General features: G+C 68.6%; 21 protein-coding genes. 1 reads left to right on the top strand and 20 read right to left on the bottom strand.

Going from position 1 to position 25,190, the window contains the following annotated elements:
* Nucleotide 1: 1 nt before the first annotated feature.
* Together AMD30_RS19475 and AMD30_RS19470 are read right to left on the bottom strand one after the other, a co-directional pair.
* Nucleotides 2-673, bottom strand: a complete 672-nt coding sequence (locus tag AMD30_RS19475) for a hypothetical protein (protein WP_055476758.1) — start codon at nt 671-673, stop codon at nt 2-4.
* The gene (locus tag AMD30_RS19470; protein ID WP_055476757.1) at nt 655-1,773 is read right to left on the bottom strand and encodes an endonuclease domain-containing protein; all 1,119 of its coding nucleotides are present in this window, start codon (nt 1,771-1,773) and stop codon (nt 655-657) included. Before AMD30_RS19470 ends, AMD30_RS19475 begins: the two co-directional genes overlap by 19 nt.
* Before the next feature lie 191 nt (nt 1,774-1,964).
* On the opposite strand from AMD30_RS19470, the gene AMD30_RS19465 reads away from it, so the two are divergent.
* Entirely contained in the window at nt 1,965-2,105 is a 141-nt protein-coding gene (locus tag AMD30_RS19465) for a hypothetical protein (protein WP_014927829.1), read from the top strand.
* Nucleotides 2,106-2,138: 33 nt separating this feature from the next.
* Here the strand turns inward: AMD30_RS19465 and AMD30_RS19460 are convergent, their stop codons facing one another.
* The 18 genes from AMD30_RS19460 to AMD30_RS19375 form a co-directional block, all read right to left on the bottom strand.
* Complete coding sequence (locus AMD30_RS19460; protein ID WP_055476763.1) at nt 2,139-3,632, bottom strand: sugar transferase; 1,494 nt, start codon at nt 3,630-3,632, stop codon at nt 2,139-2,141.
* 127 nt (nt 3,633-3,759) lie between these two features.
* Nucleotides 3,760-4,440 carry a GAF domain-containing protein gene (locus AMD30_RS19455; RefSeq protein ID WP_055476762.1) on the bottom strand — a complete coding sequence of 227 codons (681 nt, stop codon included), beginning with the start codon at nt 4,438-4,440 and terminating at the stop codon, nt 3,760-3,762.
* 45 nt (nt 4,441-4,485) lie between these two features.
* Nucleotides 4,486-5,697 carry a lipase family protein gene (locus tag AMD30_RS19450; RefSeq protein WP_055476755.1) on the bottom strand — a complete coding sequence of 404 codons (1,212 nt, stop codon included), beginning with the start codon at nt 5,695-5,697 and terminating at the stop codon, nt 4,486-4,488.
* Nucleotides 5,694-6,965, bottom strand: a complete 1,272-nt coding sequence (locus tag AMD30_RS19445) for a hypothetical protein (RefSeq protein ID WP_035717178.1) — start codon at nt 6,963-6,965, stop codon at nt 5,694-5,696. The genes AMD30_RS19450 and AMD30_RS19445 overlap by 4 nt, the downstream gene beginning before the upstream one ends.
* Nucleotides 6,952-8,058, bottom strand: a complete 1,107-nt coding sequence (locus AMD30_RS19440) for a glycosyltransferase (protein WP_055476754.1) — start codon at nt 8,056-8,058, stop codon at nt 6,952-6,954. The genes AMD30_RS19445 and AMD30_RS19440 overlap by 14 nt, the downstream gene beginning before the upstream one ends.
* Nucleotides 8,048-9,439, bottom strand: a complete 1,392-nt coding sequence (locus tag AMD30_RS19435; RefSeq protein ID WP_055476753.1) for a hypothetical protein — start codon at nt 9,437-9,439, stop codon at nt 8,048-8,050. The genes AMD30_RS19440 and AMD30_RS19435 overlap by 11 nt, the downstream gene beginning before the upstream one ends.
* Before the next feature lie 149 nt (nt 9,440-9,588).
* Nucleotides 9,589-10,680, bottom strand: a complete 1,092-nt coding sequence (locus AMD30_RS19430; protein ID WP_055476752.1) for a cellulase family glycosylhydrolase — start codon at nt 10,678-10,680, stop codon at nt 9,589-9,591.
* Between the two features lie 35 nt (nt 10,681-10,715).
* Complete coding sequence (locus AMD30_RS19425; protein WP_055476751.1) at nt 10,716-11,840, bottom strand: glycosyltransferase family 4 protein; 1,125 nt, start codon at nt 11,838-11,840, stop codon at nt 10,716-10,718.
* Nucleotides 11,837-13,414, bottom strand: a complete 1,578-nt coding sequence (locus tag AMD30_RS19420) for an oligosaccharide flippase family protein (RefSeq protein WP_055476750.1) — start codon at nt 13,412-13,414, stop codon at nt 11,837-11,839. The genes AMD30_RS19425 and AMD30_RS19420 overlap by 4 nt, the downstream gene beginning before the upstream one ends.
* A complete protein-coding gene (locus tag AMD30_RS19415; protein ID WP_084817321.1) occupies nt 13,411-14,361 on the bottom strand; it encodes a glycosyltransferase family 4 protein in 951 nt (316 codons plus the stop codon). Before AMD30_RS19415 ends, AMD30_RS19420 begins: the two co-directional genes overlap by 4 nt.
* Before the next feature lie 32 nt (nt 14,362-14,393).
* Complete coding sequence (locus tag AMD30_RS19410) at nt 14,394-15,794, bottom strand: O-antigen ligase family protein (RefSeq protein WP_197282811.1); 1,401 nt, start codon at nt 15,792-15,794, stop codon at nt 14,394-14,396.
* A 137-nt stretch (nt 15,795-15,931) separates the two neighbouring features.
* Entirely contained in the window at nt 15,932-16,555 is a 624-nt protein-coding gene (locus tag AMD30_RS19405) for a DUF4262 domain-containing protein (RefSeq protein ID WP_014927817.1), read from the bottom strand.
* 87 nt (nt 16,556-16,642) lie between these two features.
* Nucleotides 16,643-17,851 (bottom strand): nitrate/nitrite transporter, encoded by a 1,209-nt coding sequence (locus AMD30_RS19400; RefSeq protein WP_055476747.1) that lies wholly within the window; start codon nt 17,849-17,851, stop codon nt 16,643-16,645.
* Nucleotides 17,848-18,597 (bottom strand): respiratory nitrate reductase subunit gamma, encoded by a 750-nt coding sequence (narI, locus tag AMD30_RS19395; protein WP_055476746.1) that lies wholly within the window; start codon nt 18,595-18,597, stop codon nt 17,848-17,850. Before narI ends, AMD30_RS19400 begins: the two co-directional genes overlap by 4 nt.
* Nucleotides 18,598-18,649: 52 nt before the next feature.
* On the bottom strand, nt 18,650-19,321 hold the full coding sequence (narJ, locus tag AMD30_RS19390) for a nitrate reductase molybdenum cofactor assembly chaperone (protein WP_055476745.1): 672 nt from the start codon (nt 19,319-19,321) through the stop codon (nt 18,650-18,652).
* Entirely contained in the window at nt 19,318-20,997 is a 1,680-nt protein-coding gene (narH, locus tag AMD30_RS19385; RefSeq protein ID WP_055476744.1) for a nitrate reductase subunit beta, read from the bottom strand. The genes narJ and narH overlap by 4 nt, the downstream gene beginning before the upstream one ends.
* Nucleotides 20,997-24,716, bottom strand: coding sequence for a nitrate reductase subunit alpha (locus AMD30_RS19380; RefSeq protein ID WP_055476761.1), 3,720 nt, complete (start codon nt 24,714-24,716; stop codon nt 20,997-20,999). The genes narH and AMD30_RS19380 overlap by 1 nt, the downstream gene beginning before the upstream one ends.
* Nucleotides 24,717-24,842: 126 nt before the next feature.
* Nucleotides 24,843-25,184: a cupin domain-containing protein gene (locus tag AMD30_RS19375; RefSeq protein ID WP_055476743.1), complete on the bottom strand. Its 342-nt coding sequence runs from the start codon at nt 25,182-25,184 to the stop codon at nt 24,843-24,845.
* Nucleotides 25,185-25,190: the final 6 nt, after the last annotated feature.

Genomic DNA, 25,190 nt, shown 5'->3' with positions numbered 1-25,190 from the left:
ATCAGATCTCCTCGATCGCGAAGAGGTGGCACGGCTGCGTGCCCACCACCACGGCAGCCGCCCGGTCGGCGGGGGTCAGCAGCGCCTGATCTTCCTGGGGGATGAGGCTGACGCCGGGCTCGCGCTGGAACTCGACCATCGTGGTGTCGAAGATCTCGTCGCTGATGCCGGGGAGATCGGCGCGGAGATCGGTGACGAGGACGAAGTCCCCCGCAGCGGCAGCCCGAGCGTGGTAGGCGGCCGCGATCTGATCGCGGGGATCAACGGTGAGGGACACGGGCTCGGACGCGATCCGAGTGACGGTGTCCTCGTGGTTCGCCCGCCGGGGACGTCCGAATACTTCGTGCAGGCGAAGGTCCTCGTCGTCGAGGTATCGGGCGAGGCCGGCGAGAACCGAGTACATCGCTTTCGTCGGCGCGGTCGATCGCTTGGGTGGCTCAGAGACCAGTTCTGCCGCACACCAGGCCCAGCCGCGGTCGGTCAGTGTGTGGAACCAGGCGCGGCGCGCGCCGATCCGCGAGTCGACGAGCCCGAGCGCGTTGAGATGGTCCCGGGCTTGTTTGTCGAGCGCGGGACCGAACTCTTTGAGCTCGGGGTTGGAGAGCTCACGGGACTCGGCCAGCAGGACGAACAGCGCCGCACTCTGGATCGGCGTCAGCTGGGCGTGGTCCACGGATTCTCCTCGTGGGTCGTAGGGGGATGGGTAGACGTCGGTCGCGATGGTGCCGTAGGACGGGAGCGTCCGCTGATCACGGCGGCCAATTCTGCGACGACGAGGGCCGTGTCATCGAGAACGTGGTCGTTCGTGTACCGCAGAACGAGGTACCCGGCACGCTGAAGCATGTTGTCGCGACGTCGATCTCGCGCGTACTTTACCGGGCCGCGGTGATCTGCGCCGTCGACCTCCACGACGACCCGTTCCCTCGACCACAGCAGGTCGACGATCACCGCGGGGTCCAGCGGGTCGAGGTCCCGTGGACTCCGGTTCCACTGGCGGTCGCGCGCCCACGGCGCATTCGCGAGAGCACGCTCGAGGGTCTGCTCGGCCGCGCTGTGCGGTGCCGGTCTTCCCGATGGGCGGGACACGATGAGCACGGGCAGCGCCGACGCCGGTGACGGGTCAACGGGCACGTCCGCGGGCCGGGTCGGGTCGATGCGCTCGCCGCCGGGGATGATCCCGATCCGCATGGAGGGCACCCGGGTGACGGCGGGTAAAGCGTCGGCGGTCAGCCAGACGGTGAGGTTCGCGTGGTCCGCCAGCCACTCATAGGCGGCAGCTGCGGCTCGCTGGGCGCGGTCGGGCAGTGCCGCGTCGGCGCGCACAGCCAGGACGACGGAATCGCGACCGTACCCCTGCCGCAAGAGGAACGTCAGCGCGCCCGCCCTGGCGTCGTCGGCGGGATCCGAACCCGGGCGACGCGCGCCGGCGGCCGCACGGGCCAGGTGAATGACAGCAGGCGAGGGGAAGCCGTTCTGCCGGCACAGTGCGCGCGCCAGTTGCTCGGCGTCGTCGGCGTCGATCGGCAGGTCCGACTCGTGGCCAGGGAGCCAGTCGGGAAAGAGAGCGCCGACGATCTCCTCCAGTGCGTCGAGGATCTCGCGGACGACGTCCTTGGCGGTGCGATCCCCTGGCCCGCGGTGGTCCAGGAACACCGGGAGCTCGACAGAGACCGAGTCGACGAGGTCGGCCAGCGCGACGCCGTCGACGTCGTCGACCCTCAGCACGTGTCCGGGACGCACAGCCGCGTCGAGTGCGGACGGGCGGATGTTCATCGCTGCCGACCATATCGCCCGAACCCGACAGGTGCGGGGTGACCGCCGAGAAAAACCAGTGGCGCCGGCAGGCGCCGTCGCGACACCATGAGCGGGCAATCGAGTCCACGGATGCCCGCCGGCATCCTCCACCATCACGTGATCGGCGAATGAATCGCCGGCACACCGTGTTCGAGCGTCAGGAGGTCGCCATGACCGCACTGGTCCTTGCCATCGTCAGCGGGATCATCCTGCTCGCCGTCGTCACCCGCACCCTGATCGTCACCGTCCGGGATGATCGGGGGCGCATGCCTTATCGCGCGGGTTATGACACCCGGCGTCCCTCGCCTTGAGTGCGCGTCGTCTGATCTGGGTGTGGCCCAGCCTCACTCCGCCTTCTTCAGCACCGCCAGCACGGTCAGGAGCAGGATCTTGATGTCGAGCCACAGCGACCAGTTCTCGATGTAGTAGTTGTCCCACTCGGCGCGGTCGGCGATCGAGGTCTGGCCGCGAAGGCCGTGCACCTGCGCCCACCCGGTGACCCCGGCTTTCACCCGGTGGCGTTCGCCGTACCGCCGGATCTGCACCTCGAACAACGAGACGTACTCGGGACGCTCGGGTCGTGGACCGACGAGACTCATGTCCCCGCGGATCACGTTGAGCAACTGGGGCAGTTCGTCCATCGACGTCGAACGCATGATCTTGCCGATCTTGGTGCGCCGGTCGACCCCCTCGACGCCACCGGGAGCGCTGCCCTCGGTGGGGCGGAACTTCTCCGCGTCGGGGTCCTCGGGCCGCATCGAACGGAACTTCAGGCAGTCGAACACCCGCGCGTTGCGACCCACTCGCGGTTGCGCGAAGAAGATCGGCCCGGGTGAGCTCAACCGGACCAGCAGCATGAGGGTGAGGAACAGCGGTGAGATCGCTGCCAGGATCAGGGCCCCGGCCACCCGGTCGCCGATGTGTTTGGTCCGGTACTGCCACCCGCGCGGGTTGGTGTGTGGGACCGACATCAAGGGCAGGCCGCCGATGTGGTCCACCCTGCTGCGTCGACCGACGACGTCGAACATCCGCGGCACGATCCACACCTTGACGCCGTGCCGATGGGCGATACGGACAGCGGCGGTGAGTCTTTCGACATTGGTGACCGCGAAGGCCACCACCAGTACCTCGGCCTTCGTGGCACGGATCGCCTGGTCGAGTTCGTCCACTCCACCGAGCTGCGCGATCTCGTTGGTCGGGCCCTCGTCCCGATCGGCGCGGGGCGGCGCGCCGGCCGCCAGGATCCCCACCGGTCGGAGGCCGTGCTCGGGTGCCGACACCATGCGGCCCACGACCTGTGCGGTGATCGGCCCGTCGCCGATGATCAAGGTGGGGGACAGCAGGTGGCCGCTCCTGCGCAGACTCCGCTGGATGGTGTCGCGGATGAGACGGCCGAACGGAACCCAGAACAGCGCCGACACCCACACCTTGGTGACCGCGGCGCCGGGCCGGTCGTCGGAGAAGGAGAGGAGCAGCGAGCAGAGCAGGATTATCGCGGCGATCGTGCACCCGGTCATCACCCCGCCGACCTCGTCGAGGAAGCGGCGGTTGAGTCCTCGCCGGTACACCCCGCGCAACGTGAAGATGACGACGAGGATCGGCACGAAGAGGACGAGCGTCCAGAGCGGCGGGCTCGCGCCGGCGCCGCTGTTGACCCACCAGATCCCCATGGCCACTGCGATCGACGCGGAGACCACGTCGATCGACACGGTGACGATCGTGCTCAGGGGATCGTCGCGGATCAGCTCATGGAAAGTGCGTCTCGTTCCCGCGGTCGCGGGCACCGGGGCGCGCGTCGTCGTCTGCGGGATCTCGGCCTGCGAAACACGGGTCGACAAGTCCACTCCATCCGAACAGCCCCCGTGCCGACGATTGTAGGTGCACCGGACCGTCTCGCGTGCGCCTACCGGCCACGTGTTGGGCATCGGATGCTCACCGGCAGGTCAGCAGGCATCGGGGGGGCGCTCACTTCCCGAAGATGAGCTCCTGAACCAGGATCGAGAGATCGGACATGAGTTGTACCTCCGCGGAGGACCAGTGGTGCGGTTCGGAATCCCAGGCGCAGAACGTGCCGATGACATGTCCGTCGTCGTCGGCGAGCGGGATGCCGAGGTAGGCGGTCACCTCGCCGCTGACGGCGGTCGGGTGGTCGGCGAGGAGGGCGTGGTCGGCGATGTCGTCGATGATGAGGGGTGAGCCGCTGACCACCGGAAGGACGCAGAGCGAGTTGACCAGCGTCCGGGTGCTGGGGCCGTCGGGTGTCCCGGACCGGAACGCGATCGCCGCAGTTGCCTGTTCCTCGGGGGTGATGAGATTGACGGCGACATGGGGAACGCCCACGGCGTCGATCGTGAGTCGGATGGTCTCGTCGAGGCCGTGGGTCGGCGGGTCGTCGAGGAGCCCGCTGTCCTTCAGGGCGCGCATGCGCTCGGGATCGGACAGGACCGCGTGGAGCGACCTGGCCATGTCGGGATTGCGCCCGCGGACCGCCTCGAGCACGGCGAGAAGGCCGGCCTCGGGTGAGGTGTCGAAGAGCGCGGCCAGCTGGTCGGCGTCCGCGGTCGTCTCGGAGTCGGGAGTGGGGTCGGGAGTGGGGTCGTCGACGGGGTTCACCGTGTTGTCACCGTCCTCGGTGTTCGCGCTCATCGTCACTCCTCTCGCAGCCCGGTTCGACCGGGCAGAACATCCAGCTCACGCGCACGTGTTCGGCGGTCGCTGTCCTGATCGCACGGCGCCGACCCAGTCGGTGGCCGCGGAACCGATGTCGAGTATGCCGTGCGGCTGGTTGCGGACCCTGAGCGCAGTGATGTCATCACCCAGACGGCAGGCCCGGTCGATGGCCGCCGCGGTCCACGGGGCCGGGATGACATCGTCGGAGTCGCTGTAGGCCACGAGCATCGGGGCCGATGCCCGCCCCCGGGGCAGACTCACCTCGCGCAGCCACGTCCGGAGGGCCTCGGTGGCCGCGTCGTCGACCGGCCGGTAGTCCTCGGGTCGGGTCCGTTCGACGACGGCCTGTTTCTGCACGAGCGCGGCGTCGTTGCACTCGAGGAACACCCCGAAGGCCTGTTGCAGCGGTCCGTGGACGTAGTCGTCGATGACCAGTTCGGGGTGGATCGTCTTCAGCCCGGTCAGTACGAGCGGGAGGAACGCGATCTGCTCGGGCGTGAGGGTGCCGGCGGCCATCGAGTCCGCCAGCGGCGCGACGTCGAGCGCGGGACTCATGCTCACCGTGCCGCGCAGGCGTAGCCCACGACCGTAGGTGTCCGCGATCTCGTTGGCGTGGAACACCGCATGACCGCCCTGCGACACCCCGAAACCCCACCACCGGTCGCTCGTGCCGTCGACGACCGTGCGGGTCGCCCGGACCGAATCGATGATGTTGTCGGCGGCCGGCGCCGGGTCGAGATAGCGGTGGGGTCCAGGGGTTCCGAGTCCCTGGTAGTCGGTCTGCACGACGACGAAACCCTGCTCGAGCAGCGACGCGATGAGATCGATGGTGCCCAGCAGGTTCCCGTAGAGCGAGGGGGCGCAGTTGCCCGCGGTGCCGGTCGTCGGGTGCCCGACCGCCAGGATCTCCCGGCCACCAGCCGGTGCGCGGCCGCGCGGCACGAAGGCCGCGGCCGAGACCGGAACCAGTCGATCGCCGGCCGGATCGGTCGACAGATAGCGGAAGCGAACGGTGCGATCGACGAGGCGCCGCAGCGCGATGTAGGCGTCGGTCGGTACGGGTGCGCCGACGAGGTCGCCCGCCGATGCCCCGACCGGTGCCGCGAACTCTCGCGACCCGCCGTCGGAGGCAGGACCGGGAGCCGACGAGCACGCGGCGGCGACCAGCACGGTGACGACGAGGAGGGCCACGAGCACGGGCGTGCGCCCGACGTGCCGCGCCGCCACCGTCATGACCGTGTGAGCAGTCGATCCAGCAGCGACACCGGATCCTCACAGAGGTGGTCGAGGGCCGCTTCGATCACCGGGCGCCCGACGAAGTCGCTGCAGAACGTCGTCGTGAAGCTCCGTGAACCGTCGATCTCGCTGACGAGCATGCTCGCCGCGTCCGGCCCGTCGGGTTCGACGTAGGCGAACAGGTGGTGCGACGCCGATGCGGGCTCCCACGGCAGGTCGCCGAAGATCCCGACCCGGCCCAGATCGCTGACCGACAGACGTAACCGGTCGGGCACCTCGACCCGGGATGGGACCGTGCCCTCGCCCGGTGTCGACGGGCGCAGCCGCATCCGCAGTTCACCGGCGGCCAGGATGGCCGCGGGCCAGCCGGATTCGGCGACCGCGCGGATACGGTCCCCGATCTCCATCGGCGTCGCGTCGGGCGGGAAGAGCAGCGGGATGCCCACGGCGAAGTTCCCGTGGTCCTCGGCGTGCTCGGCGTCGAGATAGCGGCGGCAGTCGAAGAGGATCTGGGTGCGGTCGTCGAGGGGTACGCCCTGCGCGGCCAGCGCGGCGCGCCACAGTCCGACGGTCACCGCCGCCGACGACATCCGGACGCCCGTGTCGGCGATCGCACGCTTGAGTTCGGCGGTCTGACCCGGACGCATCGCGGCGGTGACGGCGCAGCGGGTGGAGCGCCAGTCGGTGATCGTGCGCAAAGGTGCGTCGGTGGGCGGCGCGGCGTTGGCTGCGCGCAGGCGCACGATGTCGCGAAGACGTCGCGGATGCCGCAGCACGTGCCGGCGCAGTGCCTGCCACGCCGCGTCGGACGGCAACGACCGTTCGAAGCGTTCGGTCATCGGGAACTCGTGGCGGCTGGCCACACCGGCGATCTGTTCGACGCCGAGGCGGCCGTCACCCATCCCGTGGGTGTGGTCGATGACCAGCCACTGCCCGCACACCAGCACCTCGAGCCGGGGCAGCGGTTCAGGACGATTGCGCAGGTGCGTCATGATGTCGCCGACCGGCAGGTCGGCGAGGTCGGGACGTTCGCAGACCTGCGGCCGGGTCTCGACGTCGTGCGCCCAGGTGGCCGACGCCGGGTCGGGGACGAGGCTGAGTCTCGAGTTCGGCGTCCACGCCCGTGCCAGGCGGCTGCGGATGACATCGAGGTCCAGCGGCGCCATCGGACCGGTCACCGAGATCGTGCGGGACGTGGCCAGCGCACGGTCCAGGACGGAAGCGCGCTGGAGCCCGGCTGCCCCGGGGTTCCTAGATCGCCGCATCGACGACCTCGCGCATCTCGTCGCGGAACCGTTCGCGCCGGAACCGTTCGGCCCAGGCCCGGATCTCGGAACGGTCGTAGTCGTCGACGTCGAAGTCGCGCAACGAGGCCGCCAGACGCTCGACGATCTCGTCGTCGCTGCCCGGTTCGATGAGCAGACCGGTCGAGCCGGGCACGACGGTGTCGATCGCGCCGCCCTCCCCGAGCGCGATGACGGGGGTGCCGGTGGCCATCGCCTCGACGGGCACGATCCCGAAATCCTCGATCCCCGGCATCAGGACCGCTCGGGCGCTCCGGTGCAGGTTCAGCAGGGTGTCGTGGGGGACGCGGCCGAGGAACGTCGTCTTCGGCCCGGCGAGTTCTCGGCACTGCTCCATGGCCCGGCCGTCCCCGGCGACCACGAGCCGCACGTCGGCGCGGGCGGCGGCCGCGATCGCGAGGTCGGGCCGCTTGTACGGGACCAGCCGGCCGGCGAGGAGGTAGAAGTCCTCGCGGGGGACGGCGGGATCGGGGGTGAAGCCGTCGAGGTCGACCGGTGGGTGCACGACGACCGATTCGCGTCCCCAGTGCTCGCGGATGCGCTCGGCGACCGCGGAGGAGTTCGCGACGACGGTGTGCAGGCGGGGAGCGGCCCCTACCTCACAGCGCCGGGCGGCGACCGACAGCGCCGACAGGATCGCGGCGCCGGCGGCGCCACCACCTTCGCCGGCCCGCAGCGACGGGTCCCACGCCCAGCGGGCCGGACTGTGCACGTAGGCGATGACGGGGGCCTGCGTCGCGTGCACCGCCTGCGTGGCGAAGGCGTGATGGCTGGTGACGACCGCGTCGGCATCCCGTAACGGCATCCGCCGGAACGCCAGCGGCATCAGCGGGAGCAGCGGCGCGTAGCTGCGTTCACCGAGCAGGCGGTAGGCACGATTCAGCGACGAGGTGATGGGCGGCTCGGTCAACCCGGCCGGGACACCCGCGGGCCGGGCGATCGGCGCATGGACCTCGACGCGTGGCCACGTCGCGGCCAGCTGTTCGACGACGTGCTCGGATCCGGCTATCTCGGTGAGTCGTTCGTGGACGACGGCGATGCGGTCACCGGGCATTGCTGCCCACATCTCCCGAAGCGGTTCGGAACCGGTCGGAATCGTGTGATGTCGTTCCGGGATCGTCATGCGATGCGGCAGGTGACATGGGTGTGGCGGCCTCGGTTCTGGGTGCTGCGCTGTCCCCGGCGGTCTCGCCCCCGACGCTCTCGTCGGGTACCGCGTCGGCGGGGCTGGACAAGGCAGGCGCGGAAGGTTGCTTCCCCGTGCGCTGCACGATCAGATGTCGGGTCGACCCGATGGTCGCGAGCTGGGACAGGGCCTGGTCGGCGGCCTTGCGATCGCGCCCGGACGACGACACGACGACGACGGCGAGCGTGAGGTCTCCCGGGTCGACGCGCTGCCACCAGGCGTCGGTGAGAGGGTGCTGCGCGACGCGCAGATGATGCCCGGTCGCCGCGTCGTCCGCGGGCGGGACGAGATCGCCGACCAGGCGATCGGCGTCGACGTGCTCACCGGTGAGGATCAGTGCGATCTGTGCTCGGCGGTGACGCTGTGCGAACGCGGGCAGCAGCGTCGACGGCAACGCCGGTTCACCTCGCCGTCCGTAGGTGAGTTGCGCGCCGTACCGGTGCGCGGCGCGGCGCGCCCAGATCGGATTCGGTTTACGGCCGACCCGCCCACGGAACAGCACCAGCAGTTCGGCCGCGATGATCGTCGCGGCGATCCCGGCGACCGCGCCCTCCTGTGCGGGCTTGGGGCTGACGGGAACCTCGCTCGCCGACGGTGCCGCGAGGATCGTCAGCGTGTCCGTCGACGAGTTCTGCAGGCGGGTGAGCTGGGAGTCCAGATCGGCGAGGGTGGCATCCGATTCGACCTTCGCGTCACTACGGTCGGGCAGCGCGCGGTTGCGGACGCGCTCGGCGGTCACCTGCGCGCGCAGCTGGTCGATCTGCCGGGTGATGTCGCGCGCATGGGTGGAGAGGGATGCGGCGGAGATCGCGGTGACCATCGCGCGGGCGACGTCTTCGGCCTGCTGGCTCGTCGGCGCCGTGGCGGTGAAGTCCAACAGCGTGGGTGCCGTGCCCGGAGTCGTGGTGACATGCGAGCTCAACTCGCCTGTGGTCCACCCGGTGTCGACTTGGGTCAGCACCTGCTGCAGGACGTTCTCGTCGGTGGACAGCGCCACGAACGGGGCACGTAACTGTTCGACGAATGCGTCGCCGGGGATGATCGTGCCTGCGGGCGTGATCTCGGTGACGACCGTGGCCGAATACTCCTTCGGGACAAGTGCGGTCCGCAAAGCGAACACCGAGGCGCCGACGATGATGCCGATCAGGATCGCGGGGACGGCTACGCGGATGAGATCACGGAAGTGCCCGAACAGGTCGACCGAGGGCGGCGCATCGCGTCGCCCGGCGGCATCGAAGCTGGAGGTCACGCGCGTAACTCCTGTGGTGTCGGATACCCCCCGACCATCCCCGGACAGTGCAGTGCTCGATCAGCTGTCAGTTCACCATAGCCAACGACCCGGATGACGGTGGTCGAGGCGGACGGGCGTGGCGTGTGGGCGACAGCCGATCTCGCCGGTCATCGCGACGCGAGCATCGTGTACGCCTGCTTCGGAGACCAGTCGCGTCGTACCAGTCCGAAGTTGTGTTCGAGATTGTTCGGGTCGGTGCCGGCGTCCCGCAGCGAGTACACGAACAACGGCCCCAGCCACGGCGCGTCGGTCTGGGCGCCGATGGCGATCGCGATGCTCTGCGCCTGAACGTCTTCGGAGACCGCGTTGGTGCCGGTACCGGTCGGCGCGCCGAACTCGGTCATCCAGATCTTCTTGTCGCCGTCACCCGCCGCGACCATCACATCGCGCATGTCCCACATCCGCGCCGCGGTGCTCCACGACGCCGCGGCCGGGTCGTTGGGCAGCGCCGGATAGGTGTAAGGATGCACGCCCAGCGCATCCAGAGACCGGTTGAACCCGCTCTGGTACATGGTGCGCACGAATGTCAACGGCGCGATGTCGCGGCCGTTGTCGACGCCCGGCGCGAGACCACCGGAGACCACTGCGGCGCCCGGGACCGCGCTCTTGATGGCCGCGTACGACGCGGCGAGCAGGCGGCCGTACTCTCCTGCGTTCGCACGCGGAAGCCAGTAGTTCGCCAGGTTCGGCTCGTTCCAGATCTCCCAGACCGCTATCGATTCGGCGTACCGCTGCGCCGCCGCCGCGGCGAAGGAGGCGAAGACGTTGGGGTCGGCCGGGCGGTAGTGACTGTTGCGTGGGAAGTCGGACGCGCGCGCTGCCCACAACGGGGTGTAGGTCACCAGGCCCAGCGGGCACATGCCGTGGGCGACGACGGCGTTGACCACCCGGTCGACGGGGGCCCAGTTGCGTTGGCCGCGGCGGGGTTCGACGACCGACCAGTCGACGTCGAGGCGCACCGCCCACATGCCGAGATCCTTGGCCACCGACAGCTCTCGGTTCAGATCGGCGTCGGACGCGGCGAGCAGAGCGGCTCCGGGGGAGGCCGCCACCTTGTGATCGCCACCCGCGAGTGAGCACGCGGCCGGTGCCGAATGGGCGTCGCTGCGCACCCATACGATGGCGGTGAGGGTTGCAACGAGGATGCACACGTACGTGAGTGCCGATCGGGTGGCCCGACCGTGCAGGGACCGTGTCATGGATGGTGCCTATCTGACGAGATGCGCATCGCGCGTCACAGGTGCCGGCCGCGGACTTCTTCTCGGCCGGACAACAACTCGTCGAGCATACGCGGTAAGGTCGCCGATTTGTCGTGTCCGTCCGCGATACGGCGCCGAGCCTCTGCGATCAACGAGCGGCGGAGGTCGGCGTCGTCGAGGACGCGTCCGATCGCCGCGGTGAGCGCGGGGGGATCCGACGGCGGGACGAGGACCCCGGCACCGTTGCGCAGGAACTCGGTGGTGCCGCCGTGGTCGGTCCCGATCACGGGTTTTCCGAAGGCCATCGCCTCGAGTACCGACAGCGGCCCGGCCTCCGGCGTCACACTCGCCGAGAGCACCACATCCCACCGCTGCAGCGCGGTCCGCAGGTCGGTGTGGCCGAGGAACCGGACGCGGCCGGCGAGATCTGGTTTTCCGGCCCGATCTCGTAGCGCGGCAACATGATCGGCGTCACCGGGGAACGATCCGCCGGCGAACTCGAGTTCGACATCCGGTAGCGCGGCGACGGCGTCGAGCGCGACGGCATGCCCCTTCCAGGGCGTGAGCAGGGCCAGCATGCCGACGACCGGCGGGTCGTGCAGATCGGTCGGGAGGGCGGGGACCGGCCAGGTCACCCCGTTGTGGGCGACGACGACCGGCAGGCCGAGTTCGGTGAGAGGTGCCGCGGTCGCCTCCGACACCGCCACCGCGCGCCTGATCACCGGTGCGCCGGCGCGGACGACCGCGTGTTGCCGGCCCGACGAAAGGGTGTCGTGCACGAGCCAGGAGATCCTTCCCGCGGGTCGCGCGATGCGTGCGGCGGGGAGTGCGAACAACGAGTTGACGATGGTCGACGTGCCGGCGGGCCGTGATACCCGGCGCAGGATGCGCCCGGCCCGTATCCAATCGAGCACGAGCCGGCCCGCACCCGCGAGACGTGCCAGGCCGCGCTCCCCACTCAGACCGAGCGGGGGGATGGCCACGTGGTCCACCCCGGCCGGGAGTCGTCCGGGCAGCGGACCGTCGGGACTGACGACCCGCACGGGGTGACCACGATCGACTGCGACGTCGATCAGATCGAGCATCACCTTCTCCGCCCCGGAGACCTGGCCGGTGTGCGCGACGAAGACGATCGTGCGCTCAGATGCGGAACCGGTCATCGGACCACCTTCGTGTGTCGGCCGGGAGGCGCGGTCGCCGCCCGGATCAGCAGGACGGCGGGCCCGGCGACGATCAGCGCCGCGCCGGCCGAGACGACCGGCCACGGCACCGAATCCGTCAACCGGACCCCGAGTGCGCAGGATGCCGCGGTGAGCGCGATCAACACGATGAGCGTGCCGAGCGGGAGCAGACCGGTGATCGGCAGTGTCCGGCCGATCACCACCCAGAGCGCCACCGCCGCGACGGCGAAGGTGATCACGGTGGCGACGGCCGCTCCGTCGTAGGAGTACCGCGGGATGAGGGCGACGTTGAGTCCGACGTTGAGGGCCACTCCGCCGACCGCGATCCACGGGTAGCGGTTCGCGTGACCGGTCGACGCCAGCAGGAAGATGCCGAGCACGATGAAGGCGGTGATCGCCGCGCCCAGGACGAGGAACCGGGCGGCGTTCGCACCGACGACGAACCGGTCGCCGTACAGGAGTCCGATGATGGGCCCGGCGCTCGGCCAGAAGGCGGCCACGGCGACCGCGCCACTCGCGGCGAAGACGGCGGCCGCACTTCGGCATCGCTGACGCAGGACCGCCGGTTGGCTCGGCCACGCGGCCACCAGCAGAGTGCTGACGGGGCCGATCGCGGCGAGGATGAGGGTGTCCATGATGTCGGAGAACTTGTACCCGATGCTGTAGATGCCGACCGCGTCGAGCGAGTCGAGCAGGCTCAGCAGCAGGACGTCGACCTTCTGCAGTGCGATGGTCAGCGCGAGACCGAGTGCCAGCGGAAGCGCGTCGGAGAGCATCGGTTTCCAGCGCGACCATTCGACGATCCGCGACGGCCGCAGCCCCGACGACCGGCGCATGATGCCGACGACCTTGATGATCAGCGAGAGGATCTCGTTCGCGACCGGGGCGAGGACGAACACCAGCAGCACCGGCGCGACCAATACGGCGGCGATCGTCAGGGCCAGCTGCAACACCTGCCCCAGGCTCTCGGCGATGGCGGTGAGCAGGAGGCGGTGCCTGCTCTGGAAGATGACCGTGAGTGCCTGTGCGGGCGTGGCGAACACGACGACGAGACCCGCGACGGCGGTCGCGCGGATGACGTCACCGGGGTACTGCAGCACGATCACGTAGGCGACGGCGATCAGGTAGCCGAGGAAGCCGAGTACCACCCGTAGTGCGATGAACGCCGACGATGTCTTCGCCACGTCGTCGGGATCGTCGGAGATGAGCCGGGCCATCACCGCGCGGCCGACCCCCAGATCGGTGAAGATCGCGGTCAGACCGAGCAGGGCGAACACGAACGAATAGGTGCCCCAGTCCTCCGGAGACAGGGTGCGCGCGACGAGAACGCTTCCGGCCCAGCCGAGCGCGGCGATCACAAGGCGACTCACCAGCATCGCGATCGTCGCCCGGGTGGCGGCCCGCGCATCCGAGGCGGGGTGCGGGCCGGTGTCGTCGGTTGGCGCGGTCTTCGGCCCGCTCCCGGCGCCGGTCGCCCGGGTCTGCCATTCGGCTTCGGCCTGCTGTTCGATCACCACGTCGGACGGCAGTGGGCCGGTGACATCAGGGCTCACGGCACCCCCGGAGCGGGTGGGTCGATGCCCGCAGCGCGGTAGGCCTCGACCGTCCGGCCGGCGGTGGTGTCCCAGCTCAGCGCCGACGCGACCGCGGTACCGGCGGCGACGAGCTCGGCGCGGGCGGCATCGTCGCGGACGAGGGGTTCGACGGCGCGGACCCAGTCGTCCTCGTCGTGGCCCTCGACCAGGGTCGCGCCGTTCCCCACGACCTGCGGAAGCGCGCCGACCGCGCTCGCGACGACGGCGCCCCGACAGGCCATCGCCTCGACCGGTGGCAGGCCGTAGCCCTCGTAGAAGGAGGCGTAGGCGGTCACGGTCGCCGCGGCGTAGAGCGACGGCAGGTCCTCGACGTCGACGTAGCCGAGCCCCACCGCCGACGAGGGCGCATCGGGCCCCGTCGAACCGGCGCCGCCCAGCACACACGGGATGTCGAGGCGCCGCGCCACCGCCGCCACCAGCTCGACGTTCTTGCGGGGTTCGACGGTGCCGATCTGCATCACGAAGCGTTCGGGCAGATCGTATTTCGCCCGGACGCGCTCGACGTCGGCGGCCGACGGCGGCCGGGCCCACTCGGCGGGCGCGAGTTCGGTGACGTACGCCTCCCGCCCGCACGTCTCGCGGATCCGTTCGGCGGTGAACTCGGAGACGGCGATCAGGACGTCGGCACGACGAAGTGTCGTGCGGACGAGTACGGATTCGCCCGCGGCGCGGAACCTGCTCGACGCGGACGGCATGTCGAGCACCGACAGGTCGTGGACGGTCGCGACCGTCGTGTCCGGACCGATGATCGGCAGGTCGACGTCGAGGCCGTGGAACACCCCGCCGGACCGGGTGGGCAGTACACCGAACAGTGCGCGCCGGACACCGTCGGCGACCGGACGCTCCACCGGTGCGATCGACGCCGGCAGTTCACCGACCGCGTCCGTCTGGACTACCGCGGACAAGGGGGTGCCGTTCAGATGGTTCGGCAGCGCCCTCAGGAGTTCGCGGATGTAGGTCTGGACTCCGCTCCCTCCGGGACGAAGTGCAAGCGCACCGTACGTGATTCGTGTTGTGCCGTCGCGCATCCAGCAGCTCCCAACAGTAACCAGAAGTAGAAGTCGAGCGGGAAGATCTCGAAGTAGGTGGCCACCAGGCACGCCACCATCGCCGCGACCATTGACGCACTGACACCCAGGACGAAGGCTCCATCCGGGTCGGGCATCCGGCGCGAGTACTGCACGCACCAGATCACCGCGGTCACGATCAGCGCCAGGAACAACCACAATCCGATCGGCCCGAGTTCGAGGAGGAGCTTCACGTAGTAGTTGTCCGGCTGATAGTTCTTCGACAATTGCTGCACGGTACCGCCGGCGCCCGCGGTGATCGTCTGGGACGTGTCGCCCCGGGCTGCCGACAGCGCGTCGGCGGCCGACCCGCTGGACGCGAGACCGGTTCCGAGCGGGTGTACCCCGATGCTCGCGAAGATCTCACCCCACCCGGAGCCACGCTCACTGAGGCTGCTCGAGGATAAGAACACCTTGGTGATGCTCGAGGGCAGGAACGGCAGCGAGATGACGGCGACGACGCCGAGTACGAGGAGCGGGGCGATGAGGCGGCGAAAGCGCAGTGCGGCGAGCCAGACCACCCCCACGACGAGGCCGAGGATCGCCGCCCGCACCACCGACGTGGCCATCGTGATCGCCATGACCGGCCAGCAGACGAGGAACAACTGGTTGCGCCGGCGTCCGGTGTCGGACAGGGCGACCGCCCCGCCGACCAGCAGGGCGAGCATGACGAAGAGTCCGAAGCCGAAGGGCTGATTGAACGTGCTGAAGGTGCGGAACAGCGGGCCGCTCGACCGGACCTGCTCGCCGTAGGTGTAGCCGAGTTCGACCAGCCGCGCCGGACCCAGGATCTGCTGCCCGATGCCCACGACGGTGGTGAGGACACCGAGCGCCATGATGATCGAGACCAGCCGGTCGCGATCGAGCGCGTCGAACGGGGTCAGCCAGAGGGCGAGGACCACGAACAGGTAGAAGAACGTGACCTTGACGCCGTACAGCCCGATGGGTCCGTAGACGTAGAGCGCCGAGACCACCCCGAACGCGACCAGCACGGCCGCGGCCGGCCACCACGGCATGTGCAGCGGCGGGCCCGTGCGCTCGGTGGGCCGGACGCGACGGTTGACCGCGCAGATGAGGGTGAGGGCGAGGACGCCTTCTTTCCACGCGGAGGCGATGCCGGGCACCGGAGCGATGTCGAGGAGGCCATCGAGGGGTGTGAGGGCGGCCAGCACCAGGAGCCCGCGCTGCGGGCGCCGGTAGATGACGGCGACGAAGGCGACGGCGAGGACCAGGGCGACGAGGACAGCGACCACGACGGGGAGGTACGCCACGCCGACCTGCCTTTCCACGTGCCCCCGTGGTCTGTTCTGGCCCCCGGCCATCCATGGTGGCACCTCGGAGGTCCGTTTGTCCGGGGCAACACGGACACACCTCGCCCCGGACGCCGCCGGACCCCCTCGGCCGCAGGTCAGTGACCCGAGATACGACGACCCTTTCGTGGGCGGGCCCGGTCCGGCCCGTATTCGGTTGTGAGAAGGCGCGGTTCCCCGAACGGGGGATCGAGGAGCTGCGGCATCCCCTTCACCGGTTGATGCATCGGGAGCAGGGTGTAACCGTCTTCCCACGGCAGGTGGCCGTGGTCGTCGGGCCAGACGACCTGGAGTTTCGGATGGTCCGGGAACAGGAGATTGGCCAGGAGGAGCTCGTCGTGATCGAGTTGCTCGATGAGTCGAACGGTCACGGCGACCGTCTGCAGCGGGATGTCGGTCTGCGCGGCGACGAGATCCCGCCAGTCTTCCCGGTGCAGGAGTGCGCCCAGCTCGTTCAGGATGTGGGTTGCCGTCAGCGGATCGACACCGTAGATCGAGAGCTCGGGAATCGAGTGCAGCGACAGTCCGGCGGTATAGGAGTAGCCGCACTCCGGCAGAGACTGTTCGGCACCGGACCGGGTCCGGATGTCGAACCCGTCGTCCACCTCGCCGACCGATGTCACCTGCCAGCCGCAGCGCCGGATGGTCTCGATGGTCGATCGGATGAGCGGATTGGGATGCCACCGGGGCAGACCTCGGATCGCGGCAGCGTGGTCTGACATGGATCGCTCCTTTGTTCGACGGGTGCGATCATCAGAACACGAGGCCCCGACAATTCTCCTCGGGCCGCCGCGGCGGGAGGCGAGCGGTCAGGTGTCCGCCGTGCGTCGGATACCGAACACGGTGAACAACGCCGCGCACGTGGCGAACACGACGAGCAGTGCGAGCCCGATCGTGTAACTGTGCGTGGTCGCGTCGTAGGTGGCACCCATGATCATGGGTGGGAAGAATCCGCCGAGACCACCGAGCGCGCCCACGATCCCGGTGACCGAGCCGACCCGCTCGGCGGGGGCGGCCTGGGCGACCCAGCTGAAGACCGACCCGGAACCGAGCCCCATGCAGACCGCCATCAGGACGAAGTCGAGTCCGGCGGGTATCTCCAGTGGTGGCTTCGTGATCATCCAGACGGCGAGCACGGCGGCACCGCCGCACGAGATCACGGTGATGATGCGGGGCCCGAACCGATCCGACAGGATCCCGCCGAGCGGACGCGCGATGACGGCGGCGATCGCGAACCCGGCCGTACGGGTGCCGGCTGCCTGTAGGTCGAAGTCGTACACGTCCTTGAGGTAGGTCGGCAGGTAGGTGCTGAAGGCGACGAACCCGCCGAAAGCGGCGGCGTAGAGGAAGCCCAACTGCCAGGTGACCGGAAGCTTCGCGGCGCCGATGAGCTTGGGCACCACCGAATCATGGGAAGGAGTCCATCGGGGCGAGTCCCGCATGAACAGCCAGCAGATGACCGCCACCACGGCCAGCGACACGGCGATGATCAGGTGTGTGGCGATGTAACCGAACCACGACACGAATCGCGGGGTGAAGAAGGCGGACAGCGCGGTCCCGCCCATCCCGGCCCCGAAGACGCCGGTGGCGAAGCCACGCCGCGACTTGTCGTACCACGCGTTCACGAACGGGATGCCCACGGCGAACGTGGTACCGCCGACGCCGAGGAAGAATCCGGCGACGAGCAGGAGCGGGTAGCTCGCGAAATGCCCGGCGGCTGCGACCAGCAGCACGAACGGGATGGTGACCACCAGCAGCACGGTGAACATGAGGCGACCGCCGAAGCGGTCGGTGAGTGCGCCGGTGAGGATTCGGCCCAGCGAGCCGACCAGGATGGGGATGGCGACGAGCACCGACTTCTGCGTCGCGGAGAGGTCCAGCTGATCGGTGTAGACGACTCCCAGCGGGCCGATGAGATTCCACGCCCAGAAGCTGATGGTGAACGCGAGTGTTGCCAGAGCGAGATTCGTCGTCTGCGCACGCGAGCTGATGGCGGTCGTCGTGGTGTCGGTGGTCATCGATCACGGTCCTTCACTCCGACGGGCGCCCATCCGGGGCGGTACGGCTGATTCCCCGGCATCGACCTCTGGTCGCGGCTGCGGTACACGATGTAGGGACGGAACAGGTAGTGCACCGGAGCGGTGAAGATGTGCACGAGCCTGGTGAACGGCACCATCGCGAAGAGCAGCATCCCGATCAGGATGTGCACGTGAAAGCGCAACGGCGCCTCGGCCATCGCCGAGACATCGGGCTGCAGGACGAACAGTGAGCGGAACCACGGCGACACCGTCTCGCGGTAGTCCACTCCTTCGGCATGCGGATCGAAGGTCCCGATCAGGGTGATGTAGGTGCCCGCCACCAGAGCCGTGACCAGGACGAGGTACATCGCCTTGTCGTTGCGTGTGGTCGCCATGAACACCGGCCCGACCGTGCGTCGCCGGTACACAAGCATGCCGACCCCGACGAGTGTCGCCACCGCGGCGAAGAGTCCGAAGCCGCCCGCGCCCCAGTGGTATACGGTCTCCGAGACGCCGATGGCCTCGGTCCACGACTCGGGGATCAGCAGTCCGATCGCGTGACCGATGATCACCACGAGCACGCCGTAGTGGAACAGGGGTGAGGCGATCCGCAACAGCCGGGACTCATAGAGCTCCGACGACCGCGTCGTCCATCCGAATTTGTCGTAGCGATAGCGCCAGATGGTTCCGCCGATGAGCAGTCCGAGCGTCGCGTAGGGCACCACGCCCCACAGGAAGATGTCCACGCGTCACCTCTCGTTCGGTCGGTCGGTCAAGCCGGGTCGGGCATGTGGCGGGTCACGTCGGGTCCAGGGGCAGAAGTCGCGGGTCGTACGGTTCGAGTCCCACCGTCTCGGTGGGGACGGGCCGCGACATCGCCATCGCCGATTCGCGGTCCGGCGGAGACGGACTGGGCAGCGTTCTGCACACGGCATCGAGCGTCGCCGCATACGGGGATTCGCGTTCGAGCAGTGAGAACTTGATGAGTTCGAGTGCTGCACGGTGCTTCTCGAGTATCTCGACGCCGCGCTGCGGATCGGCGCGGGCGCTGAACTCGAGCACGATGGGCAGGTGGTCGGGCAGCTCCCCGTGGAGATCGACGAGGAACCCGCTGTCCCGGTAGGCCTGCTTGAACTCACCGAGAGAGGTGCCGCGCCGGCGGGTGTCGCCGTCGGTCCAGTACGACAGGTAGAGGGTGTGCCGCTTCGACAGGTCGAACAGATCGATGTACTCGCGTCGGAGGTCCCCGGGATCGCCCGCCGCCAGGTGATCGACCGTGATCCGCATCCGTTGGGCCGCTGCGTATTCGTTGCGCTCGTCGAGCGCGGCACGCATCAGGTCGACTCGTGCGAGGACGTCGTCGTCGGGATAACTCAGGCACCACGAAGCGATCTGGTGGATCACGCGGGCGTCGGCCGGTTGCCGTCGACGGGTGGCCGAACGGCGGTCGAGGGCGCGCAGGGCCTTCACGGGGCACCGCCGCCATCTCGGAGTTCGCGTTCGGGGAACATGCCTGCGGGAACGCCGTTTCCGTCCCAGTTGAGCAGGTTGGTCCGGCCGGCCATCGTGTGCTCGCCCGCCGCGGTGTCGGTGGTCTGGCGCTGTTTGAGCGCGTGGAAGGTTTCGACCGAAACCGGTGCGGGCCGCCCACTGGCCTCGCCGAAGGCCGACGAGTCGAACATGCCCGGTCCGTCCTCGTAGTCCAGCGAGCACGCCATCTCGTCGAGCTTCTCGGCCTGCTCGAGGTGGGCGGTCGGAATCACGTAACGAGCATCGTATTTCGCGATCGCCATCAGGCGGTACATCTCGTAGACCTGTTCCTCGTCCATGCCCACGGCGGCCGGGATGCCCGGGTCGGTCTCCCGGCCCAGGGTGACGTCACGCATGTAGGCGCGCATCGCGGCCAGGCGCCGGAGCACGCCGTCGATGACGTCGGTGTCTCCCGCACTGAACAGCTCCGCCAGGTACTCGACGGGGATCCGGAGTGCCTCGATCGCGCCGAACAGTGTTCCCGGACTCTCGGCGTCGTGCCCCTGTTCGGTGAGCAGGTCGACGATCGGCGACAAGGGCGGTACGTACCAGACCATCGGCATGGTGCGGTATTCCGGGTGCAGCGGGAGTGCGACCCTGTACTTCTTGGCCAGCGCGTAGACCGGTGATCGACGTGCCGCCTCGAGCCAGTCGTCCGGTATCCCGTCGGCGGTGGCCGCGGCGATGACCTCCGGGTCCTCGGGGTCGAGCATCAGGTCGAGCTGGGCCTCGTACAGATCTCGTTCATCAGGGGTCGACGCCGCCGCGGTCACCGCGTCGGCGTCGTAGAGGAAGATGCCGAGATACCGCAGCCGACCGACGCATGTCTCCGAACACACCGTCGGCTGACCGACCTCGATGCGCGGATAGCAGAGGGTGCACTTCTCGGCCTTGCCGGATTTGTGGTTGAAATAGATCTTCTTGTAGGGACATCCGGTGATGCACTGCCGCCAGCCGCGGCAGCGGTCCTGGTCGACGAGCACGATGCCGTCCTCGCTGCGCTTGTAGATCGCGCCGGACGGGCACGACGCCATGCAGCTGGGATTGAGACAGTGCTCGCAGATCCGCGGCAGATAGAACATGAACGTCTGCTCGAAGCCGAACTTGACGGCGTCCTCGGACTCGCGTCGCAGCTTCTCGACGACGGGATCGTGCGGTGCGAGTTCCGGTCCGCCACCGAGGTTGTCGTCCCAGTTCGCCGACCAGGTCACCTTCGTGTCCTTGCCCGTCAGCAAGGATTTGGGCCGGGCGACGGGGAAGTCGTCGCCGAGCGGGGCGTCGATCAGGGTCTGGTAGTCATACGTCCACGGTTCGTAATAGTCGTCGATGGTGGGTTGGACCGGACTCGCGAAGAGCGTCAGCAGTTTCTGCAGTCGTCCGCCGGCTCGGAGTCGCAACTTGCCGTTGCGGTTGAGCCGCCAACCGCCACGCCACGTGTCCTGGTCCTCGTAACGGCGCGGATAGCCCTGTCCCGGGCGGGTTTCGACATTGTTGAACCAGACGTACTCCGTACCCGATCGATTGGTCCACGCCTGTTTGCAGGTCACCGAGCAGGTGTGGCAACCGATGCACTTGTCGAGATTCATCACCATCCCGACCTGAGCCATCACTCGCATCAGTACGTCACCTCCTGCGCGCGTTTGCGGATCGTCGACACCATGTCGCGCTGATTGCCGGTGGGACCGAGATAGTTGAAGGCGTAGGACAACTGGGCGTACCCGCCGATGAGGTGCGTCGGTTTCACCAGCAACCGCGTCGGTGAATTGTGGATGCCGCCACGGCGTCCCGTCGCCTCCGACTTCGGTACGTCGATGGTGCGTTCCTGCGCGTGGTGGACGTAGCAGACCCCGGCCGGCATGCGGTGACTGACGATCGCCCGGCAGACGAACACCCCATTGGCGTTGACGCATTCGATCCAGTCGTTGTCGGACACCTCGATCGAGGCCGCGTCCTGGGGGCTGAGCCACGCGGTCGGGCCGCCCCGCGACAGCGACAGCATGAACAGGTTGTCCTGGTATTCACTGTGAATGGACCATTTGGAGTGCGGGGTGAGGTAGCGGACCGTGATCTCCCGGGAGCCGTCGGGGCCGAGTTTGGGTTCGCCGAACAGCCTGTGCATGTCCAGCGGCGGCAGGTAGATGGGGAACGACTCGCCCATGTCGATCATCCAGTCGTGATCGAGGTAGAAGTGCATCCGTCCGGTGAGGGTGTGAAAAGGCTTGAGGCGTTCGATGTTCACGGTGAACGGCGCATACCGGCGCCCGCCGGTCTCCGACCCCGACCACTCGGGGGAGGTGATCACCGGCACCGGTGCCTTCTGGGTGTCGGCGAAACTGATCCGCTTCTCCTCGGAACCGCGTGCGAGATCGTCGAGCCGCACGCCGACACGTTCCTGGAGTTGCTCGAAACCGGCAACCGCGAGTTCGCCGTTCGTGGTACCCGACAGCGTGAGGATGGCCTCGGCGAGTTTCTCGTCGGTGTCGATGGCCGGCCGGCCGTCGCCGGCCCCGCCCAGCATCACCCCGTTGGATTCGGCGAGTCGCCGCGTCTGCTCCTCGAGTGGGTAGGTGACGTTCTTGACGGTGAAACCGAGCGAGTCGGCCAGTGGACCGACGGTCGCCAGCTTGTCCGCGATCGTCGTGTAATCCCGTTCGACGACACTGAAATTGGGCATGTTGCGGCCCGGCTGCCCGCGAGCTCCGTCCCGCTGCCAGTCGACCACCCGACCGTGCGGTTGAGCCGTCTCGCCGGGGGTGTCGTGCTGCAGCGGCACGCTCACCAGGTCGTGGCGCGTCCCCAGGTGGGTGCGGGCCATCTCGGACAGTCGGCGTGCGAGCCGATGGAACAACTCGAAATCGGACTTCGCCTCCCACGGCGGGTCGATCGCCGGGGTGAAGGCGTGGACGAACGGGTGCATGTCCGTCGACGACAGGTCGTACTTCTCGTACCACGTGGCCGCGGGGAGCACGATGTCGGACAGCAGCGTCGTCGAGGTCATCCGGAAGTCCGCGGACAGCAGCAGATCGAGTTTGCCCTCGGGAATGTCGTCGCGCCAACGGATCTCGGCGGGACGCGGTGTGTCGGGATTCTCCGTGCCGAGGACGTTGTGGTGGGTGCCGAGCAGCGTGCGGAGGAAGTACTCGTTGCCCTTGGCCGACGAGCCGAGCAGGTTCGACCGCCAGAGCACCAGCGTCCGCGGCCAGTTCTCCGGGGCGTCGACGTCGGAGATCGCCGGGGTCAGGTCACCGCTCTGCAGACGTTCGGCGACGTAGCCGGCGACATCGGTGGCCGTACCGTCGTCGATCGCAGCCGCCGCGGCCTCGCCGACGTCGAGCGGGTTGGCGGAGAACTGGGGATAGAAGGGCATCCACCCGAGTCGTGCCGACTGTGCGATGGCGTCGGCGGTGTGTTCGTGGTCCATCGTGCCGCGGGCGAGGGGAGAGGCGAGTGAGGCCGTCGAATACCCGTCGTTCCGCCACTGACCGGTGTGCATGTACCAGTAGGACGTACCGGTCATCGTGCGTGGCGGACGCGTCCAGTCCAGGGCGTTCGCCAGCGAGATCCACCCGGTGATCGGGCGGCATTTCTCCTGTCCGACGTAGTGTGCCCAGCCTCCGCCGTTGCGGCCCATGCACCCGGTGAGAATCAGCAGGGACAGGATCGCGCGGTAGGTCGCGTCGCCGTGGAACCACTGGCAGATACCGGCCCCCATGATGATCATCGACCGGCCCTGTGACTCCTCGGCATTCGCGGCGAACTCCCGCGCGACGCGAATCGCGGCGGCCGCCGGGACGCCGGTGATCTCGGCCTGCCATGCCGGGGTGTAGGGCGCCGAGACGTCGTCGTAACCGGTGGGCCACTCGCCGGGGAGTCCGTCGCGGGCGACGCCGTACTGGGCGAGCATCAGGTCGTAGACGGTGGTGACGAGCCGACCGCCGATGCGCCGCGCGGGAACGCCGCGCCGGACCACCGAGCCGCTGCCGTCGGGCGCGTCGAACAGGGGGAAGGCCACGGTGACTGGCTCGGCGGCATCGCCGAGCAGGGTCAGCGCCGGACGCGCGCCCTCCAGATCGAGGTTCCACCGCCCCTTGCCCGACTCGGCATACCGGAAGCCCATCGAACCGTTGGGAATCACCGGTCCGTCCTGCTCGGAGTCCCAGAAGACGGTCTTCCACACGTCCTCGTCGGCGGGTGCACGGCCTCCCGCGTCGAGTTCGTCGGCGGTGACGAACTTTCCCGCGACGAACTGGCCCGGGTGCTCGTCGCCCTGCTCGTCGAGATGGATCAGGAACGGGAGGTCGGTGTAACGCCGCACATAGTCGTCGAAGAAGCCGGTCGAGCGCTGCACGAAGAACTCGGTGAGGATGACGTGCCCCATCGCCATCGCGAGGGCGCCGTCGGTGCCGGCCTGGGCCGGCAGCCATTCGTCGGCGAACTTCGTGTTGTCGGCGTAGTCGGGGCTGACGGTCACCACCTTGGTGCCCCGGTATCGCACCTCGGCCATCCAGTGGGCGTCCGGGGTCCGCGTGACGGGGACGTTGGAACCCCACATCATCAGGTAGGTCGCATCCCACCAGTCGCCGGATTCGGGAACGTCGGTCTGGTCGCCGAAGACCTGCGGGCTCGCCACCGGGAGGTCGGCGTACCAGTCGTAGAACGACGTCATCACCCCGCCGATGAGCTGGATGAACCGGGTGCCGACGCAGTGGCTGACCATCGACATCGCCGGGATGGGTGAGAAGCCCGCACAGCGGTCGGGGCCGTACGTCTTGATCGTGTGCACGTGTGCAGCGGCCGCCATCTCGATGGCCTCGTCCCAGGTCACCCGTACCAGTCCGCCCTTGCCGCGAGCCTGCTGATACGAGCGCCGCCGAAGCGGATCGCCCACCACATCGGCCCAGGCCTCGACGGGATCGTGGAGGCGCTTCTTGGCCTCGCGGTACATCTCGACGAGGACACCACGCGCGTACGGATGCCGCACGCGCGTGGGGGAGTAGGTGTACCACGAGAAGGCGGCCCCGCGCGGGCACCCGCGCGGCTCGTACTCGGGACGGTCCGGGCCGACCGACGGATAGTCGGTCTCCTGGGTCTCCCAGGTGATGATGCCGTCCTTGACGTAGACCTTCCAGGAGCAGGAACCCGTGCAGTTCACCCCGTGCGTGGAGCGCACGATCTTGTCGTGGCTCCACCGATCGCGGTAGAACACGTCGCCTGCGCGGCCACCCTCGCGGAAGACCGCTCGACGGTCGTCCGTCTCGTCCCAACGGGTGAAGAATTTTCCGATGTCCAACAGGGCTGTGGCTGCGGTGCCCTGGATGTCGTCAGACCGGGCCATGTGCGTCACCCTACGGACGGTATGGCGAACTTTCTTAGCGAATCGAAAAGTCGATCAAATGCGGCGCACAATGTTTCCGCAGAATACATTCGTGGCATGTGGACAACTCCAATGTGATCGGCACGGTCACCGTGTCGCGACGGTCAGCAGGATCGCGGAATCCTCTTCGGCGGTCAGGCCATGGCGTTTCGAGGGAATCGTCACCAGGTCGCCCTGCGCACCTTCCCAGCGGCCACCCTGGTCGCCATCCGCCTCGGTCAGGACGACGCGTCCGCGCAGGACCTGCACCGTGGCCTCGGTGGGACTGTCGTGATCCGACAGCGCGGCGCCCGCGACCAGTGCGATCACCGTCTGCCGCAGGTGACGAGACGAGTTGCCGTGCAACGTATGAGAGGCTCGCCGGCTCGACGCCTCACGCGCGGAGGAGAGGAGCTGGTCGACGAGTTCGGGCAGATGAGTCGAATCCACGTGTAC

This window comes from Gordonia sp. HS-NH1, assembly GCF_001418765.1.
Lineage (GTDB): Bacteria > Actinomycetota > Actinomycetes > Mycobacteriales > Mycobacteriaceae > Gordonia.
The sequence above is the reverse complement of the archived record's forward strand: the minus strand, read 5'-3'. Positions and strand labels throughout refer to the sequence as shown.

Coding starts and splice junctions, on each gene's coding strand:
- narH (WP_055476744.1), bottom strand. CDS start 20,997: ATGCGAGTGATGGCTCAGGTCGGGATGGTGATGAATCTCGACAAGTGC.
- AMD30_RS19465 (WP_014927829.1), top strand. CDS start 1,965: ATGACCGCACTGGTCCTTGCCATCGTCAGCGGGATCATCCTGCTCGCC.
- AMD30_RS19455 (WP_055476762.1), bottom strand. CDS start 4,440: ATGAGCGCGAACACCGAGGACGGTGACAACACGGTGAACCCCGTCGAC.
- AMD30_RS19400 (WP_055476747.1), bottom strand. CDS start 17,851: ATGACCACCGACACCACGACGACCGCCATCAGCTCGCGTGCGCAGACG.
- AMD30_RS19470 (WP_055476757.1), bottom strand. CDS start 1,773: ATGAACATCCGCCCGTCCGCACTCGACGCGGCTGTGCGTCCCGGACAC.
- AMD30_RS19445 (WP_035717178.1), bottom strand. CDS start 6,965: ATGCGGCGATCTAGGAACCCCGGGGCAGCCGGGCTCCAGCGCGCTTCC.
- AMD30_RS19450 (WP_055476755.1), bottom strand. CDS start 5,697: ATGACGGTGGCGGCGCGGCACGTCGGGCGCACGCCCGTGCTCGTGGCC.
- AMD30_RS19425 (WP_055476751.1), bottom strand. CDS start 11,840: ATGACCGGTTCCGCATCTGAGCGCACGATCGTCTTCGTCGCGCACACC.
- AMD30_RS19440 (WP_055476754.1), bottom strand. CDS start 8,058: ATGCCCGGTGACCGCATCGCCGTCGTCCACGAACGACTCACCGAGATA.
- AMD30_RS19380 (WP_055476761.1), bottom strand. CDS start 24,716: ATGGCCCGGTCTGACGACATCCAGGGCACCGCAGCCACAGCCCTGTTG.
- AMD30_RS19405 (WP_014927817.1), bottom strand. CDS start 16,555: ATGTCAGACCACGCTGCCGCGATCCGAGGTCTGCCCCGGTGGCATCCC.
- AMD30_RS19430 (WP_055476752.1), bottom strand. CDS start 10,680: ATGACACGGTCCCTGCACGGTCGGGCCACCCGATCGGCACTCACGTAC.